Source organism: Streptomyces sp. NPDC058964 (assembly GCF_042741275.1).
In the GTDB taxonomy this organism is placed as follows: domain Bacteria; phylum Actinomycetota; class Actinomycetes; order Streptomycetales; family Streptomycetaceae; genus Streptomyces.
Genome location: NZ_JBHYKH010000118.1, coordinates 1 through 16,402 on the forward strand (window position 1 = coordinate 1; position 16,402 = coordinate 16,402).

Consider the following 16,402-nt stretch of genomic DNA (forward strand, 5'->3'; position numbering starts at 1 on the left):
GGCGGCGGCGAGCGGCGCCCACACGAGCGCCGCGACGGACGAGGCGGCGTCGTCCCCGTCGGTGGCCCGGCGGCGGACGGACGCCCAGCACCACACCACGAGCAGGACCATGGCGAGCGGCAGCCCGTACTCGCCCACGAACTCCATGATCCGGTCGAACCAGTGCGGCGCGTCCTTGGCCAGTCCGTTGATGTCGTAGAGCAGGTCGACGTCGGGGTTCGATCCGGATTCGGCGAGTACAGCCATGGTGCTGCGGCCCCTTCGTCGTTGTTCCGGACGCACCTCGCGTGCGCCGCTCCTGCCACCCCCGTGGTCTGTAGACCCGCTTCCGCTGCGCTGACGTCCGCCCGGCTACGTCAACAGGAACGCACGATCCCCGTTGATACGTTCCACACTCCACCGAATGATCACGCAGACGTTATCGAAGAGAGACTCATAGCCGCAGCTCAGCGGGTGGGTTCACACTCGGTTCACACCGTCGTCGGCAGCGCTTTCGCGCCATCTTCGGTGACCCGGGTCGCACCGAAGTAGTCCGGCGTGTCGATCGGGTCGAACCGGATCACAGCACCTGATCTCGGCGCGTCGATCATGTAGCCGCCGCCCACGTAAATACCCACATGCCGGATGGCACGGGAGTTGGTGAGATCGTCCGAGAAGAACACGAGATCACCCGGCAGCAACTGGTCCCGGGACGGGTGCGGCCCGGCGTTGTACTGATCGTTGGCGACCCGGGGAAGCGTGACCCCGACGCTCTCGTACGCGGCCTTGGTCAACCCGGAACAGTCGAAGCGTCCACCCTGGTCGGCGGTGCCGTTACCACCCCAGAGATAGGGGGTGCCGAGCTTCTTCTGGGCGAAGTAGATGGCTCCGGCGGCCTGCCTGGAGGGGTCGACGCGGGACACGGGAGCGGCGAAGCTCTTCTCCAGGGTCGTGATCGTCTTCACGTAGCCCTGGGTCTCCTTGTACGGCGGCACGCCCCGGTACTTGATGACCGCGTAGGCGCCCGCGTTGTAGGCGGCGAGCATGTTCTCGGAGGTGTCGCCGGGCACGTCCTTGACGTACTTCGCGAGCTCGCAGTCGTACGAGGCGGCCGATGGAATCGCGTCATTGGGATCCCAGACGTCGCGGTCCCCGTCTCCGTCGCCGTCGACACCGTGCGTGGCCCACGTCCCCGGAATGAACTGTGCTATCCCCTCCGCCTTCGCCGGGCTCTTGGCGTTCGGGTTGAATCCGCTCTCCTGGTACAACTGGGCGGCGAGGAGTGCCGGGTTGAGGGCGGGGCACAGGTTTCCCCACTTCTGGACGAGCGTGTTGTAGGCGGCCGGCACCGCCCCCTTGGCGAGACCGACGCTGCCCGCGCCGACGCCGTTGACGAGGTTTCCGGCGACGACGTACACCCCGACGACGAGCAGCATCACGAAGCTCAGGCCGAGCCCGACCGCGACGCCACCGGCCACCCATACTTTTCGCACGGCTCAACCCTCCCCCATCCAGGTCCCGTTCAAGGCCGCTTTTGCGCCGCGTCTGTCTGCTCGGCCGGCTTTTCGGCCTATTAGAGACGCTCAGAGGGCTGATGGGAACTCAGGGAACGGTGACCGCGTCCCGGTACAGCGCGGCCGCCTCCCTGCCCAGCACCACGCTGTACGAGGTGTCGTCGGTGTCCCCGCCCTGCTCGTGGCCGCCCAGTACGCCCACGACCTCGTGGTCCCCGTTCACCCACGGGCTGCCGCTGGTTCCGCCGCTGAAGCCGGGGCAGTCGATCCGCTGCTGCGTACTGCTGTGCGCGGACGGCTTGTTGGTGCAGCTGATGGGTGTGTCCCGGGCGTCGGGATAGCCGGTGACCGTCACGGCCGTGGCCCCGGTCTCCGTCCCCGGGGCGAAGCGGTTGGCCCCCACGACGTCCTCCACCCGCTTGCCCTTCCGCTCGTCCACGTAGGCGAAGGCGAGGTCGCTGTCCTCGTGCTGCCCCTTGGACCATCCGTCGGGCAGGAAGCGTCTCCCCACCTTCCACACCCCGTACGGCGCCCGTCCGGCCCGGTACCCCGGTACGAACACGAGGTCGGAGGCGTCGTCGGCGTCCACGCAGTGCGCCGCCGTCACGATGAGGTTCTCCCGCGCGCTGTGCACGACGGACGCGGTGCAGAAGTGGTTCCCCGTCAGGTCGTCGGCCCGGTCGGCGCTGAACAGCGCCCCCACCCGCACGTTGTGTCTGGTCGCGGCGGCCACGGCGGTGACCCCGAGCGGGCCCCGCCCGTCGTCGGCCGCGGCGACGGAGGCCGAGGTGGCGGCCAGCAGCACCATCGCGGCGCCGAGCAGCACGGGACGCGAGGTACCTGCGATGCGTGAGATGCGCTTCATCACGCCCCACTTTGTCCCACGAAGGTGAGAAATCCCTCTCGACTTCACTGAGATTTGTACGTGATTCGACCTCACGGTACTGGGCGCCCAGCGGCGCCGCCTCCCCTAGTGGCATTCGGCCCACAACAGCTTTCCCCCTTTCGAGGCGCCCAGCTCACGCGGCACGGAGACGCCCCAGGAGTCGGCACAGGCGCGCACGAGGTGCAGCCCGCGTCCACCTTCGGCGTCGTCCGGAGCAACGGGGTCCGCGTCCGCGGTGAAGCCGGGCGGAACCCGGGGATCGGTGTCCCAGACGGCGACCCGGAGCCGGCCCGGTTGTGTCGACAGGAGGCGTAGGGAGTAGGGACCGGTGGTGTGGAGGTGGGCGTTGGTGAGGAGCTCGGCGGCGACGAGTTCGGCGGTGGGGGTGAGGGCGGAGAGGCCTACTTACTGCTATCCACCTGTACGGGTGGCAGTCAGCACAGAGGAGCGACGGGCATGCCCGTGAGGACCAACCCGACGGCGCGACAACTCCGCTTCGGGGCCGAACTGCGCAGACTGCGCGAGCGGGCCGGCCTGACATCGACGGAGGCCGCTCGGCTCCTCGGCATCAAGCAGGCACAGGTCATCAATATGGAGACCGGGCGCCTCGCGGTGAGCGCGGACCGCGTACGCACATTGGCCTGTCAGTACGACTGCCCGGACAAGGCGCTCGTCGAGGCGATCGCCGGGATGACCGGGGAGCGCAAGCGCGGCTGGTGGGAGGAGTACCGAGACATCCTGCCGTCAGGGCTTCTGGATCTGGCGGAGCTGGAACACCACGGCACCGCGCTGCGCACCGCCCACACCTCGGGCATCCCCGGCCTGCTCCAGTCCCTGGACCACGCCCGGGAGGTGTTCCGCCAAGTCGTGCCCGAGCTTTCACCACCCGAGGCGGAGCACCGCGCCTCGTTCCGCATCAAGCGTCAGGCCGTGCTGTTCCAGAAATTCCCGGTCCCGTATCGCGCGATCATCCACGAAGCCGCCCTGCGTATGAGATTCGATGGACGCGATGTGGCCAAACAGCAGCTCAAGCACCTGCTCAAGATGAGCGAACACCCCAACATCTCCGTCCACGTCATCCCGTTCGACGCAGGCGGTTACCCCGGGGCGGGACAGCCCATCTACTACGTGCACGGACCCGTGCCGCAACTCGACACCGTCCAGCTCGACCAGTCGCACGGCATCGCCCTACTGGACGCCCAAGCCCAGCTCGACAAGTACCGCACGGTGCTCGACCGCCTCATGGCTCTCAGCCTGATCGAGCTGGAGTCACGAGCCTTCATCCACAGCATCCTCCAGTCCCTGTGAGAGGCAATACATGACCACCACCCCCGGTTGGCAGAAGTCGTCGTACTGCGGCGAGGGCGAGTCCTGCGTCCACGTCGCCGCCACCCCCGCGACCCTCCACATAACCGAAAGCGGCGACCCCGCCGGCTCCATACTCACCGCGGCCCCCACCGCCTTCGCCGCCCTCCTCCGCACCCTCAAGACGGAGTCCCCCCGCGGCTGACGTCCCCGCCGGCCTCACCTGGGAACGCGCCGCCCCGCCGGACGCCACCGGGCCCGGGCCCTGGATCGAGATCGCCTACGGCGAGGGGGACGACGGGGAGGCCCCCGTCTACATCCGGGAGACCAGCGACCCGGAGAACGTGGTCACCACCAACCGGCGCAAGTGGGACGCCTTCGTACTCGGCGTGCAGGCGGGCGAGTTCGACCACTTCGTGGAGGGGATCGGGGAAGGCTGACGCACCGGTTCAGAACGTCGTCGTCATCCCGCCGTCGACCGCGATCGTCTGCCCGGTGATGAAGGACGCCGCGTCGCTCGCCAGGAAGACGACGATGCCCGCTATCTCGGCCGGACGGCCCCAGCGCCCGAGGGCGGTACGGGTGCGCAGCCAGCGGCCCCACTCGGGGTCGTCCGCCGACCCGGCGTCGGTCTCCGTCGCGAACGTGCCCGGTACCACCGAGTTGACCGTCGTACCGCTGGGGCCGAGGTCCGCCGCGAGGGCGCGGGTCAGCCCGTCCAGGCCCGCCTTGGCGGTGGCGTAGGCGACGTCACCGGTACGGCCGAGCCGGCCGACGACCGAGGAGACGTTGATGACGCGGCCAGGGGTGCCGCGCCGGACCAGGCCCTGGGCGACCGTCTGGCTGAGGGCGTACGCCGAGGTCAGGTGCACGTCGAGCAGATGGGCCAGTTCGTCGGGGGGCATCTCCTCGATGCGGCACCGGTCGCGGTGGCCGACGTTGTTGACCAGGACGTCGATGTCGCCGAGGGCGGTCACCGCGTCGTGGGCAGCCTGGCGGTCGGTGACGTCGAAGGCGGCGGCCAGTACGTCCAGCCCGTCGCCACGCAGCCGCGCGGCCACGGCGTCGAGGGCGGCGGGGTCACGCCCGTTGAGGATCACCCGGGCGCCGGCCGCGGCCAGTCCGCGGGCCATCTCCAGGCCCAGGCCGCGCACCGATCCGGTGACCAGGGCCGTACGACCGCCGAGCGTGAAGTCCACGGCGCCACCGCTCATCCGGCCACCTCCCTGAAACGGCTCATCCCGCTCACGGTAACCGCCGGCCGTCACCCTGCTCCGGCCACCCCCGTCAGACCGCCCCGGCGATCTTGAGGCCCCAGCTGACCCCGGTCAGGTCCTCGGACAGCGTCCACAGCCGGCGCGCCGACACCGGGTCGCTCGCCGCCGCGCTACGGCACACCAGGGTCGGCGCGCCCCGCATCTCGGCCAGGCGGTCCGGGCCGACGTAGCTGGCGCCGGGGAGCTCCTGGGTGGCGGCGAAGAGGGTGGGGAGGGCGCCCGCCCTGTCGTCCTGGGCCAGGAACCTGTTGCCGATCTGCATCCCCACGCGGACCACCGGGTTCGCGGCGTGGCTCTGGAGATTGGTGGCCGACCAGCCGGGGTGGGCCGCGAGGGCGCGGACGGAGGAGCCGGCCTCGGTCAGGCGGCGCTGGAGCTCCAGGGTGAACAGAAGGTTCGCCAGCTTGGACTGGGCGTAGGCGCGCTGGGGGTTGTAGTTCGCGGTCATGTTGACGTCGTCGAACTCGATCCGCGCGCCGCCCCAGCGGTGGGCGGTGGAGGCCACCGTCACCACGCGGTCGGTCACGTGCGGCAGGAGCAGGTTCGTCAGGGCGAAGTGCCCGAGATGGTTCGTGCCGAACTGCATCTCGAAGCCGTCCTTCGTCTGCCGCTTCGGCAGCATCATCACGCCCGCGTTGTTCACCAGCAGGTCCATCGGGCCCTGCCACTCCTCGGCGAACCGCCGCACGGAGGTGAGGTCGGCCAGGTCCAGACGGCGCACCTCGGTGCTGCCGGTCGTCTTCGCGGCGGCGGCCCGGCCGCGCTCCGCGTCCCGTACCGCGAACACCACGTGCGCCCCCGCGCGGGCCAGCGCGTCGGCGGCCGCGAAGCCGATGCCGCTGTTGGCGCCGGTGACCACGGCCGTACGGCCGGAGAGGTCGGGGAGGCGGGTCGCGTTCCACTTGGTTGATTCGCTCTTCGTAGCCATGCCGCCAATGTAGGCAGCAGCAACAATGATGTCAATGACAACATCGAGATACGATGGTCCGCATGCCCGCAAGCCGCCCCTACCACCACGGAGACCTGCGCGCCGCACTCCTCAAGAGCGCCGAGCGCACCCTGCGCGAGAAGGGCGTGGCCGCCATCTCCCTCAGGGAACTCGCCCGTGACGCCGGCGTGAGCCACGCCGCACCGGGCAGGCACTTCAAGGACAAGCAGTCACTGCTGGACGCCCTGGCGCTCGACGGGTACGAGCGGATGAACCGGGCCCTGGACGCCGCGGACAGCCCCGGCCTCGCGCTCGAACCGCGCATCACCGCCCTCGCGCGGGCCTACCTCGGGTTCGCCGTCGAGAATCCCGAGCTGCTGGAGCTGATGTTCGCCCGCAAGCACGACCCGGACGGCTCCGCACAGCTCGCCTCCGCCGTCGACCGCTCCCTCGGGTCCTTCACCCGGCTGGTCGCCGAGGCGCAGGAGCGGGGGGAGATCGTCCCGGGCGATCCCGAGCGGCTCACCCTCGTCGCCGCCGCGAGCCTGCACGGCCTCGCCGCGCTCATCGCCAGCTGCGCCCTCGACGCGGGGTCCGCCCTCGCCGGACTGGACGAGCACGTCCACCTTCTCCTGAACGGGCTCCGACCGCGCTGAGACGGCAGCCGACGCAACCCCACCTAATTCCCGGCGCGTTGAACCTGGCAGTCACCGACGGGACGGGCCCGGCGACAGTCGGGGGTCACCCCCCGTGCGTACCGTGAGAACATCGTCTCGACGACTCACCCGACCAGCCGTCAGAAGCCGTACCAGGCCGTAAAGAGGGTCAACGACGGAACCGCACGACAGGTTCCGCTCAGGCCTCATTGCCCGGCGTGACCTGCCGTGATACACAGAGTGACCGTACGTGCCATTCGTACGAAACCCGCCAAGCAATGACGTCAAGTCGACATACGTAAGCGCCATTGTCGGCGAGAATGAGGCCTGACCTCTGCACACCGCAGGGGACTGCGGAACTACCCACCAGGGGCGGTGACTTACATGCTCTTTGCGGCCGACAAGGGAGACATCAACACCATCATCGGCGGGATCGCTCCGGACTGGGGCCCCTTCGGCAGCCTGGGCAACGAAGCGAAGGTGATGATCGAGGTGGTGATGGCCGTGGCCATCCTGCTCTGCCTCGGCATCGCGGTCTGGGGCGCGGCCAAACAGCGTATCGGCGCGACGGCCCTCCGGGACACCTTCAGCGCCGAACAGGGCAAGGGCCTCATCATCGCCGGGCTGACCGGAGTCTTCATCATCGGCTCACTGGGCACGCTGTTCACCATCGTGTACGGCATGGCCGTCTAGCCGCGTTCCGGGCACGCCCGGCCTGGCCCTTCCCTTTTCCCCGCTGAGGTTGCGTTTCCCTGATGTCGAGTCACCACACCGCGCCCGCGCGGGAACCAGCACGGCTACCGTCGTACTTCTACGCGGTCCAGTACGAGGGGGGTTACGCGGCATGAGCATCGGAGACGAGCGCGACTACGGCGGCGGCGAGACCCGGACCCGGCTGCCCGAGAGCGACCCCTACGGCGGGGCGCGCCGGGGTGCCCGGTCCTCCTCCAGAAGCCTGGTCACCGTGGTCGGCGTGGTCGTACTCCTCATCGCGGCGATCGCGTTCGCGAACCGGGGCGGCGACGACTCCTCCGCGTCGAACGAAGCGTCGGGCGACAAGCCGGCGAGCTCATCGACAGCGGCAACCGGAGACCGCCCGGTGACCTCGAAGGCGGCCGGCATCCCCACGGGGTTCGCTCACAGTGAGCAGGGGGCGGAGAGTGCGGCGGCGAACTACTCCGTCGCGCTGGGCTCGGCCGACATGTTCAACACCGCTCGGCGGCACGGAATCGTCAACGCCGTATACGCCCCCGACGTGGCGGCTGGCAGACAGTCAGACCTGGACAACGCCTACTCCAGCAAGAAGTTCCTGACCAACATCGGTCTCAACAACGACGGTAGCGCCCCCAAGGGCCAGACCTTCGTCTCCCGCGTCATCCCGGTGGGCACCAAGGTCACGTCGTCAGGCACGGACAACGCCACCGTCGCGGTCTGGTACACCTCGCTCTTCGGCCTGTCTGGCGAAGCCTCGACCAATCCGGTGTCCGAGAGCTGGTACACCACCACGTACGAAATGAAGTGGGTCGACAACGACTGGAAGATCACTGACTTCCAGCAGAAGGACGGCCCGGTCCCGGTCGGCCGCGACCAGAAGGCCTCCACCGCTGACGACATGACGAAGGCCGTCGAGGAGTACGGAGGGTTCACGTATGCGCGCTAACCACCACGCCCTCAAGGTAGCGGCCGTCTTCAGCGCCGTTCAGACCACCGCGGTACTCGTGGCCACCCGCGCCGTCGCCGCGCCCACTCCCAGCCCGTCCCCCTCGAAGACCAACGACGCCTGCGACCTCATCCGTGGCCCCGCCAAGGCGTACTGCGAACGCGGCAAGGGCGGCAAAGGCGTATCCGGCACCCCCGACAGCCCCCTCTCCACCCTCGACCCCCTCTCCTCGCTCGCCAAGGGCTGTGCCGATGCCGCGTCCTGGACCATCGACAAGCTCAGTGACGCCGTCAAGGAGACGGCGAACGTCGACTTCACCAACGCCAAGTTCCTCCAGCAGTACGCGGTCGTCTTCGCGGCGTCGTCCATCCTGACCCTGCTCCTGTGGCTGCTGGCCGTGGCCAAGCGAGCCGTGCGGGGCGTCCCGCTGACCACCGCCATCTCCGAGGCCATCGGCTTCCTCTGGCTCACGGTGCTGGCGTCGGCGTTCACCCCCCTGATCCTCTACACCGTCGTATCGGCCACCGACGGCGTCACGGACGTACTCGCCAAGGCCACCGGCGACCAGACGGACACCTTCTTCGGCACCTTCTCCGGCGCACTGAACAAGGGCGAGGACATCGGCGGCGGCCCGATCATGCTGATCGTCGTGTCCCTGGTCAGCATCCTCGCCGCAGGCATCCTGTGGCTGGAGCTCGTCATCCGCGCCGCCCTCCTCTACGTCGGCGCACTCCTCGGCACCGTCGTCTACGCGGGCCTCGTCGACAAGAACCTTTGGGGCCACGTCCGCCGCTGGGCCGGCATCATGATCGCCGTCATCCTGGTCAAGCCCGTGATCGTCATCGTGCTCGGCCTGGCCGGCGCGCTGTCCAGCGACAACGGCCCCAACGCGTTCTCCGCCGTCGTCTCCGGCCTCGCCATCATCCTGCTCGCCATCTTCGCCAGCGCGATGATCTACCGCTTCGTCCCCGGCTTCGGCGACGAGGTCTCCAACTCCCGCAACAACCGCATCATGCAGGGCGCCGAGAGCAAGGCCGCCGCGGTCATCAGCTCCCCGGCGAGCCTGGTCGCGCAGGGCATCAATACGCACAGCGCCCGCGCCGACAACAACGGAGGCGGCGGCCAGTCCGGCTCCAACACCCCCCGCCCGGCCAACCCGGCCCAGGGCGGAGTCGCCGCGCACAGCTCGCGCACCTCGAACGGTGGTGGCGGCGGATCTGTCCCCTCCGCCGCACCCGCACCGCGCGCGCCCAGCCCGGCGAACACCCCGCACGCCAGCAACACACGCAACAGCAGCAATCGCTCGGGAGGTGAAGGGCGTTGACGACCGAGTCCCACATGTCCCATCCGGTCACGCCCCGCCGTACGTATCTCATCGGCCGTGCCCGGCCGAACGCGGTCATCGGCCGGAACCGTGAGTCCGGCGAGATCGCGCTGATCATCGCGGGCGCGTTCCTCGGCATGATGTGCGGGCTCCTGGTACCCGTCCTCTCCCTGCGCATCGTGCTGCTGACGGGCTTCCCGCTGCTGGCGCTGATGGCGGTGTACGTGCCGTACAAACGCCGTACGTTCTACAAGTGGTTCGAGATCAACCGCAGCTACAAGCGGACCCTGCGCCAGGGGACCGCGTACCGCAGCGGAGTGATGGAGGCCGGCACCCGGCTCGACGGACGCGAGGTCGAGATCGGCCCGCCGCCCGGGATCGGACGGATCACCTGGCTCGCCGCGCCCTTCGGCCCGGACGAGATCGCCGTGCTCCTGCACGCCGACCGCAAGACCGTCACCGCCGCCATCGAGATCGAGGGCCCCGGCGTCGGCTTGCGCGACTCCGAGGACCAGGAGGCCCTCGTCGACCGCTTCGGCACGCTGCTGAAGCACGTGGCCAACGGCGACGGCTTCGTCACCCGGATCCAGATGCTCGCCCGCACCCTCCCCGCCGACCCGGACGCCCACGCCAAGGACGTCGCGCTGCGCGGGGACGGGAAGGCACCGGACTGGCTGGCCCGGTCCTACGACCAGCTGCAGTCGATGGTCTCCACCAGCAGCGAGCAGCACCGCGCCTACCTCGTCGCCTGCATGCACTACTCGCGCGAGCTGGCCGCCGAGGCGCAGGCCATGGCCCGGGCGGCCCGCCCGGGCGCCGGCCGGAAGCTGGACCGGGACGCCGGGCTCGCGGTCGTCATGGCACGCGAGCTGACCGACATCTGCTCGCGGCTCCAGGAGGCGGACATCCGGGTGCGCCAGCCGCTCGGCCAGGGCCGGCTCTCCTCCCTCGTCCACTCCATGTACGACCCGGACCACCCGATCGACCACATCCAGGCGATGACGAAACGTAATGCCTGGCCCGCCGAGCTCGACGCCATGGAGCCCACCTACCTCCAGGCCAAGACCCGGGAGTCCGCCACCCGCGCCCCCTGGTGCCATGCCACCGCCTGGGTGAAGGAGTGGCCGATGACACCGGTCGGCGTCAACTTCCTCGCGCCGCTCCTCGTCCACACCCCGGACGTCATCCGCACGGTCGCCGTGACGATGGACCTCGAACCCACCGAGATCGCCATCGAGCGCATGCTGACCGAGAAGACGAACGACGAGGCCGAGGCCAGCCGCGCCGCCAAGATGAACCGCACCGTCGACCCGCGCGACATCGCCGCCCACAACCGTCTCGACCAGCGCGGCGAGGACCTGGCCAGCGGTGCGGCCGGGGTCAACCTCGTCGGCTACATCACCGTCTCCTCGCGCTCCCCGGAGGCACTCAACCGCGACAAACGGACCATAAGGGCCTCGGCAGGAAAGTCGTATCTGAAGCTGGAGTGGTGCGACCGCGAGCACCACCGGGCCTTCGTGAACACACTCCCGTTCGCCACCGGTATTCGAAGGTAGGGCCATACATGCGGGATCCGCTGTCCGTCCTCACCGACGCCTTCACCTCCTTCCTGTTCGGGAAGGTCGAGACGACCAGGCTGCCGGTGCGTACGTCCACGGGCCAGGCCCAGGCGGTCTACCTGCCGACCGCCGCGCCCGGCCTCGGCGACTCCGGCGTCATCATCGGCCGCGAGGTGTACTCCGGAAAGGGCTACATCTACGACCCCTTCCAGCTCTACGGCCAGCAGCTCCCGGCACCGCACTGGCTGGTCCTCGGCGAGTCCGGAAACGGCAAGTCGGCCCTGGAGAAGACGTACGTCCTGCGCCAGCTGCGCTTCCGCGACCGCCAGGTCGTCGTCCTGGACGCGCAGGGCGAGGACGGGGTCGGCGAGTGGAACCTCATCGCGCAGGAGCTGGGGATAACGCCCATCCGGCTGGACCCCACGGCGGCCCTGGACCACGGGATCCGGCTCAACCCGCTCGACCCGGCGATCACGACGACCGGCCAGCTCGCGCTGCTCCGGACCATCATCGAGGTCGCCATGGGGCACGGCCTCGACGAACGGTCCGGCTTCGCCCTGAAGGTGGCGCACGCGTACGTCAACGAGACGATCGTCGAGCGCCAGCCGGTGCTGACCGACATCGTCGAGCAGCTGCGGCACCCCGAACCGGAGTCGGCCGAGGCGATGAACGTCGCCATAGACGACGTACGGGCCTGGGGACTCGACGTGGCACTGGTCCTCGACCGTCTCGTCGACGGTGACCTGCGCGGCATGTTCGACGGCCCGACCACGGTCGGCATCGACCTCGACGCGCCCCTGATCGTCTTCGACCTGTCCCACATCGACCGCAACTCCATCGCCATGCCGATCCTGATGGCGATCGTCGGCGTGTGGCTGGAGCACACCTGGATCCGCCCCGACCGGAAGAAGCGCATCTTCCTGGTCGAGGAGGCCTGGCACATCATCAACAGCCCCTTCGTGGCACAGCTGTTCCAGCGACTGCTGAAGTTCGGACGCCGGCTCGGTCTGTCCTTCGTCGCGGTCGTCCACCACCTGTCGGACGTCGTGGACGGCGCCGCGGCGAAGGAGGCCGCCGCGATCCTGAAGATGGCGTCGACCCGGACCGTCTACGCCCAGAAGGCGGACGAGGCACGGGCGACGGGCCGTGTGCTGGGCCTGCCAAGGTGGGCGGTGGAGATCATCCCCGCCCTCACCCCCGGCATCGCGGTGTGGGACGTCAACGGCAACGTCCAGGTGGTCAAGCACCTGGTGACGGAGACGGAACGCCCGCTGGTCTTCACCGACCGCGCGATGACCGAGTCGTCCAGGGACCTGGAGACCGACGACGCGCTGCGCGCGGCCGAGCTGGAGGCGGAGGAGCGGGCCGCGGCCTTCGTGGAACAGCACCTCGGCGATTCCGAATCGACGGTGGCGTAGGGAGGAACACCGTGAGACCCGACGATCGCCGAGACCCCCGGCGGGAGAACCAGGGCGGTATTCCCGACGGACTGCTGATCGGCATACTCGCCTTCCTCCTGGGCATGACCCTGCTGGTGTGGACGGCGACGGGACTGGCCGGCTGGTTCGCCCGGGGCTCGTGGCCGTCCGGGGTCACGTTCACCCGTACGCCCCTGGCGATGCGGCACCTCATCGGCCGGCCGCACGACCTCACGGGAGCCTGGCCCGGGACGCCGGCGAAGGAGCTCTCCGGGTACGGCCTGTTCTGGGGGCTCCTCATCGGGCAGCTGATGGTGCTGTTCGTGCTCACCGTGTTCGTGATGGGAACGCTGGCGCGCTGGAAGGCCGGGAAGGTCAGACGGAGCTTCGAGAAGGGGGCGGCGAAGGCGAGGGCCGCCGCGGCCACCGCACCCGCCGCGGAAGATCCGGCGCCCGCTCCGGCGTACGACATGCCGACGACCGCTGCGGCCCATGAAGTCCCGGCCCCCCGTACGGAGGCCGAGCCCGGGGAGTCGCCCGACCTCCCGGCCAACGGCAAACGCGTGGGCGCCTGGGAGACGAACCGTCCCGAGGGCGCGGTGCTCTACGCGCCCCCCGCCACCCGGCAGACGGCCGCGACCCAGGCCGTGAGAGACGCGGAAGGCCCCGCTCTCGTCGTCACGTCGAACCCGGGCCTCTGGTCGGAGACCAAGGACGCGAGAGCCAAGCTCGGCCCCGTCCTCCTCTACGACCCCACCCATCGCTGCGACACCCCGGCCCGCCTCCACTGGTCCCCCACGGCAGGCTGCGAGAACAAGCAGACGGCGACACAACGAGCCGCGACCCTCCTGGCCCCGGTCAGACCGACGGCCAAGGTCGACCAGGCCATGGCCGACACAGCCGAAATCCTCCTGCGGAGCTATCTGCACGCCGCCGCCATCGACGGACGCACCATCCGCCACGTCCACCGCTGGACCCAGGGCGCCCAGATCCAGGACGCCGTACGGACCCTCCGCACGAATCCCAAGGCGGCGCCCGGCGCCGCCGGCGAACTCGAAGCCGCCCTCACCTCCCACCCCGAACGTCGCGACATCGCCCAGGAGTTGGCGAACCGCGCCCTCGCCGCCCTCTCCATGGTCAACATCCGAGAAGCTTGCACTCCGAACCGAACTGATGCGCTCGCCTTGGATTCCTTCGTCAACGAAGGGGGCACGCTTTATGTGGTGGGTGAATCCATCGAGGACCCCCGGACCGACCCCGGTGCGATGCCCCTACTGACGGCACTCGTCTCAAACGTGGTCGAGCACGGCCGGCGCATGGCCGAACGGTCATCCTCCGGTCGGCTCGACCCACCACTGACCCTCGTCCTCGACGACATCGCGGCGGTGGCTCCGCTGCCCCAGCTCCCCGACCTGCTGGCCACCGGAGCGGACCGCGGCCTGCCGACCCTGGCCCTGCTGCGCTCCCGTGAACAGGGCCGCGCCCGCTGGCCGCACCACGAACTGCCGGTCTGAAGGATCCCGTTACGGCCGTTCGAACACGAACTCCAGCTCGGACTCTCCGGACGCCTGGGCCAACGGCACGGTGACACCGCTCGGCGTGAACCCCACCTTGCGGTAGAAGCCCTGGGCCCGCCCGTTGTCCTGGTGCACGATCAGCCGCACCCGCTCGGCCCCGAACCCCCAGGCCCACTCCAGGCCGGCCTCGAACAACGCCTCCGTCAGCCCGATCCCCCGGTGCTCGGGACGCACGAACACCCCGACGACATGCCCCTGCTTCCGGTCGACCTCGAAGCCGGCCCAGTCGGTGGACCCCGCCTCCTCGACGAGCACGGTCACCGAGCCGACCCACGTCCCGTCCGGCATCTGGGCGATGAACTGCCGAGCGCCGTCGGCCCCTTCACCGGACCGTTCGGCCCGCTCCTGCCAGAAGGAGTCCGACTCGGTCACGGCCTTCTCGTACGTCTCCAGGAACGCAAGGTGTGCCACGGGGTCCCGCAACGCGTCGAGCCGCAGCCGCTTGACGGCCTCCCACTCGTCGCCCCGTATCGCCCGGATCACGTAATCGTCGCTGATCAAACTGCTCATGGGCCCACGCTAGTACCCGCGCGCCGGACGCCTCACCTGATATATGCCGGGCATAACGCAGAAAACCCCCGCACCGAAAGGTGCGGGGGTTTCCTCAAAATTTGTTCGGCGGCGTCCTACTCTCCCACAGGGTCCCCCCTGCAGTACCATCGGCGCTGTGAGGCTTAGCTTCCGGGTTCGGAATGTAACCGGGCGTTTCCCTCACGCTATGACCACCGAAACACTATGAAACAATCAACAACCGTTGGCTGTTCGTGGTTTCAGAACCAACACAGTGGACGCGAGCAACTGAGGACAAGCCCTCGGCCTATTAGTACCGGTCAACTCCACCAGTTACCTGGCTTCCATATCCGGCCTATCAACCCAGTCGTCTACTGGGAGCCTTACCCCATCAAGTGGGTGGGAGTCCTCATCTCGAAGCAGGCTTCCCGCTTAGATGCTTTCAGCGGTTATCCCTCCCGAACGTAGCCAACCAGCCATGCCCTTGGCAGAACAACTGGCACACCAGAGGTTCGTCCGTCCCGGTCCTCTCGTACTAGGGACAGCCCTTCTCAAGACTCCTACGCGCACAGCGGATAGGGACCGAACTGTCTCACGACGTTCTAAACCCAGCTCGCGTACCGCTTTAATGGGCGAACAGCCCAACCCTTGGGACCGACTCCAGCCCCAGGATGCGACGAGCCGACATCGAGGTGCCAAACCATCCCGTCGATATGGACTCTTGGGGAAGATCAGCCTGTTATCCCCGGGGTACCTTTTATCCGTTGAGCGACGGCGCTTCCACAAGCCACCGCCGGATCACTAGTCCCGACTTTCGTCCCTGCTCGACCCGTCGGTCTCACAGTCAAGCTCCCTTGTGCACTTACACTCAACACCTGATTGCCAACCAGGCTGAGGGAACCTTTGGGCGCCTCCGTTACTCTTTAGGAGGCAACCGCCCCAGTTAAACTACCCATCAGACACTGTCCCTGATCCGGATCACGGACCCAGGTTAGACATCCAGCACGACCAGACTGGTATTTCAACGACGACTCCCACCATACTGGCGTATGGCTTTCACAGTCTCCCAGCTATCCTACACAAGCCGAACCGAACACCAATATCAAACTGTAGTAAAGGTCCCGGGGTCTTTCCGTCCTGCTGCGCGAAACGAGCATCTTTACTCGTAGTGCAATTTCACCGGGCCTATGGTTGAGACAGTCGAGAAGTCGTTACGCCATTCGTGCAGGTCGGAACTTACCCGACAAGGAATTTCGCTACCTTAGGATGGTTATAGTTACCACCGCCGTTTACTGGCGCTTAAGTTCTCAGCTTCGCCCACCCGAAAGTGAGCTAACCGGTCCCCTTAACGTTCCAGCACCGGGCAGGCGTCAGTCCGTATACATCGCCTTACGGCTTCGCACGGACCTGTGTTTTTAGTAAACAGTCGCTTCTCGCTGGTCTCTGCGGCCACCCCCAGCTCACGGAGTAAATCCGATCACCAAGCGTGGCCCCCCTTCTCCCGAAGTTACGGGGGCATTTTGCCGAGTTCCTTAACCATAGTTCACCCGAACGCCTCGGTATTCTCTACCTGACCACCTGAGTCGGTTTAGGGTACGGGCCGCCATGAAACTCGCTAGAGGCTTTTCTCGACAGCATAGGATCATCCACTTCGCCACAATCGGCTCGGCATCAGGTCTCAGACACAAGGTGCGCGGATTTGCCTACACACCGTCCTACACCCTTACCCCGGGACAACCACCGCCCGGGATGGACTACCTTCCTGCGTCACCCCATCACTCACCTACTAACCGCTTGGTCCGGCGGCTC

Annotated in this window: 14 protein-coding genes, 2 rRNA genes and 3 pseudogenes (1 of these 19 cut by a window edge); 10 read left to right on the top strand and 9 right to left on the bottom strand. The window is 68.2% G+C overall.

Going from position 1 to position 16,402, the window contains the following annotated elements; all coding sequences use genetic code 11:
* The 4 genes and pseudogenes from ACFW2E_RS17045 to ACFW2E_RS17060 all read right to left on the bottom strand — a co-directional run.
* Positions 1-246, bottom strand: a pseudogene (locus ACFW2E_RS17045) (hypothetical protein); the annotation flags it as partial.
* A gap of 224 nt (positions 247-470) precedes the next feature.
* Positions 471-1,415: an NlpC/P60 family protein gene (locus ACFW2E_RS17050; RefSeq protein WP_384467141.1), complete on the bottom strand. Its 945-nt coding sequence runs from the start codon at positions 1,413-1,415 to the stop codon at positions 471-473.
* Positions 1,416-1,581: 166 nt separating this feature from the next.
* The gene (locus ACFW2E_RS17055; RefSeq protein ID WP_384467120.1) at positions 1,582-2,358 is read right to left on the bottom strand and encodes a trypsin-like serine peptidase; all 777 of its coding nucleotides are present in this window, start codon (positions 2,356-2,358) and stop codon (positions 1,582-1,584) included.
* Between the two features lie 105 nt (positions 2,359-2,463).
* A pseudogene (locus ACFW2E_RS17060) lies at positions 2,464-2,742 on the bottom strand (ATP-binding protein); the annotation flags it as partial.
* Positions 2,743-2,835: 93 nt separating this feature from the next.
* On the opposite strand from ACFW2E_RS17060, the gene ACFW2E_RS17065 reads away from it, so the two are divergent.
* The 3 genes and pseudogenes from ACFW2E_RS17065 to ACFW2E_RS17075 form a co-directional block, all read left to right on the top strand.
* Positions 2,836-3,687 carry a helix-turn-helix domain-containing protein gene (locus ACFW2E_RS17065; RefSeq protein ID WP_384467122.1) on the top strand — a complete coding sequence of 284 codons (852 nt, stop codon included), beginning with the start codon at positions 2,836-2,838 and terminating at the stop codon, positions 3,685-3,687.
* A gap of 10 nt (positions 3,688-3,697) precedes the next feature.
* Entirely contained in the window at positions 3,698-3,889 is a 192-nt protein-coding gene (locus ACFW2E_RS17070) for a DUF397 domain-containing protein (protein ID WP_384467124.1), read from the top strand.
* A pseudogene (locus ACFW2E_RS17075) lies at positions 3,885-4,124 on the top strand (DUF397 domain-containing protein); the annotation flags it as partial. The gene ACFW2E_RS17070 and the pseudogene ACFW2E_RS17075, both read left to right, overlap by 5 nt.
* A 9-nt stretch (positions 4,125-4,133) precedes the next feature.
* Here ACFW2E_RS17075 and ACFW2E_RS17080 read toward each other — a convergent pair.
* Both ACFW2E_RS17080 and ACFW2E_RS17085 read right to left on the bottom strand, forming a co-directional pair.
* Positions 4,134-4,898 carry an SDR family oxidoreductase gene (locus ACFW2E_RS17080; RefSeq protein ID WP_384467126.1) on the bottom strand — a complete coding sequence of 255 codons (765 nt, stop codon included), beginning with the start codon at positions 4,896-4,898 and terminating at the stop codon, positions 4,134-4,136.
* 73 nt (positions 4,899-4,971) lie between these two features.
* Positions 4,972-5,889, bottom strand: coding sequence for an oxidoreductase (locus tag ACFW2E_RS17085; RefSeq protein WP_384467128.1), 918 nt, complete (start codon positions 5,887-5,889; stop codon positions 4,972-4,974).
* 53 nt (positions 5,890-5,942) lie between these two features.
* Between ACFW2E_RS17085 and ACFW2E_RS17090 the strand changes: the two genes are divergently transcribed.
* From ACFW2E_RS17090 to ACFW2E_RS17120, 7 genes are all read left to right on the top strand, one after another.
* The gene (locus tag ACFW2E_RS17090) at positions 5,943-6,545 is read left to right on the top strand and encodes a TetR/AcrR family transcriptional regulator (protein ID WP_384467130.1); all 603 of its coding nucleotides are present in this window, start codon (positions 5,943-5,945) and stop codon (positions 6,543-6,545) included.
* A 384-nt stretch (positions 6,546-6,929) separates the two neighbouring features.
* Positions 6,930-7,238 carry a hypothetical protein gene (locus tag ACFW2E_RS17095; protein WP_014673544.1) on the top strand — a complete coding sequence of 103 codons (309 nt, stop codon included), beginning with the start codon at positions 6,930-6,932 and terminating at the stop codon, positions 7,236-7,238.
* Positions 7,239-7,389: 151 nt separating this feature from the next.
* Positions 7,390-8,205: a hypothetical protein gene (locus tag ACFW2E_RS17100; protein WP_384467131.1), complete on the top strand. Its 816-nt coding sequence runs from the start codon at positions 7,390-7,392 to the stop codon at positions 8,203-8,205.
* Positions 8,195-9,529 (top strand): hypothetical protein, encoded by a 1,335-nt coding sequence (locus ACFW2E_RS17105; protein WP_384467133.1) that lies wholly within the window; start codon positions 8,195-8,197, stop codon positions 9,527-9,529. The genes ACFW2E_RS17100 and ACFW2E_RS17105 overlap by 11 nt, the downstream gene beginning before the upstream one ends.
* A gap of 14 nt (positions 9,530-9,543) precedes the next feature.
* Entirely contained in the window at positions 9,544-11,085 is a 1,542-nt protein-coding gene (locus ACFW2E_RS17110; protein ID WP_384467143.1) for an SCO6880 family protein, read from the top strand.
* 8 nt (positions 11,086-11,093) lie between these two features.
* Positions 11,094-12,506, top strand: coding sequence for an ATP-binding protein (locus tag ACFW2E_RS17115; protein WP_384467135.1), 1,413 nt, complete (start codon positions 11,094-11,096; stop codon positions 12,504-12,506).
* A gap of 11 nt (positions 12,507-12,517) precedes the next feature.
* The gene (locus tag ACFW2E_RS17120) at positions 12,518-14,020 is read left to right on the top strand and encodes a TraM recognition domain-containing protein (RefSeq protein ID WP_384467137.1); all 1,503 of its coding nucleotides are present in this window, start codon (positions 12,518-12,520) and stop codon (positions 14,018-14,020) included.
* A gap of 9 nt (positions 14,021-14,029) precedes the next feature.
* Here ACFW2E_RS17120 and ACFW2E_RS17125 read toward each other — a convergent pair whose 3' ends face one another.
* From ACFW2E_RS17125 to ACFW2E_RS17135, 3 genes are all read right to left on the bottom strand, one after another.
* Positions 14,030-14,593: a GNAT family N-acetyltransferase gene (locus ACFW2E_RS17125; RefSeq protein WP_384467139.1), complete on the bottom strand. Its 564-nt coding sequence runs from the start codon at positions 14,591-14,593 to the stop codon at positions 14,030-14,032.
* A gap of 103 nt (positions 14,594-14,696) precedes the next feature.
* A 5S ribosomal RNA gene (rrf, locus tag ACFW2E_RS17130) occupies positions 14,697-14,813 on the bottom strand.
* Positions 14,814-14,883: 70 nt separating this feature from the next.
* Positions 14,884-16,402 (bottom strand): 23S ribosomal RNA (locus ACFW2E_RS17135) (it continues 1,795 nt past the right edge of the window).

Coding starts and splice junctions, on each gene's coding strand:
- ACFW2E_RS17050 (WP_384467141.1), bottom strand. CDS start 1,415: ATGCTGCTCGTCGTCGGGGTGTACGTCGTCGCCGGAAACCTCGTCAAC.
- ACFW2E_RS17055 (WP_384467120.1), bottom strand. CDS start 2,358: ATGAAGCGCATCTCACGCATCGCAGGTACCTCGCGTCCCGTGCTGCTC.
- ACFW2E_RS17065 (WP_384467122.1), top strand. CDS start 2,836: ATGCCCGTGAGGACCAACCCGACGGCGCGACAACTCCGCTTCGGGGCC.
- ACFW2E_RS17070 (WP_384467124.1), top strand. CDS start 3,698: ATGACCACCACCCCCGGTTGGCAGAAGTCGTCGTACTGCGGCGAGGGC.
- ACFW2E_RS17080 (WP_384467126.1), bottom strand. CDS start 4,898: ATGAGCGGTGGCGCCGTGGACTTCACGCTCGGCGGTCGTACGGCCCTG.
- ACFW2E_RS17085 (WP_384467128.1), bottom strand. CDS start 5,889: ATGGCTACGAAGAGCGAATCAACCAAGTGGAACGCGACCCGCCTCCCC.
- ACFW2E_RS17090 (WP_384467130.1), top strand. CDS start 5,943: ATGGTCCGCATGCCCGCAAGCCGCCCCTACCACCACGGAGACCTGCGC.
- ACFW2E_RS17095 (WP_014673544.1), top strand. CDS start 6,930: ATGCTCTTTGCGGCCGACAAGGGAGACATCAACACCATCATCGGCGGG.
- ACFW2E_RS17100 (WP_384467131.1), top strand. CDS start 7,390: ATGAGCATCGGAGACGAGCGCGACTACGGCGGCGGCGAGACCCGGACC.
- ACFW2E_RS17105 (WP_384467133.1), top strand. CDS start 8,195: ATGCGCGCTAACCACCACGCCCTCAAGGTAGCGGCCGTCTTCAGCGCC.
- ACFW2E_RS17110 (WP_384467143.1), top strand. CDS start 9,544: ATGTCCCATCCGGTCACGCCCCGCCGTACGTATCTCATCGGCCGTGCC.
- ACFW2E_RS17115 (WP_384467135.1), top strand. CDS start 11,094: ATGCGGGATCCGCTGTCCGTCCTCACCGACGCCTTCACCTCCTTCCTG.
- ACFW2E_RS17125 (WP_384467139.1), bottom strand. CDS start 14,593: ATGAGCAGTTTGATCAGCGACGATTACGTGATCCGGGCGATACGGGGC.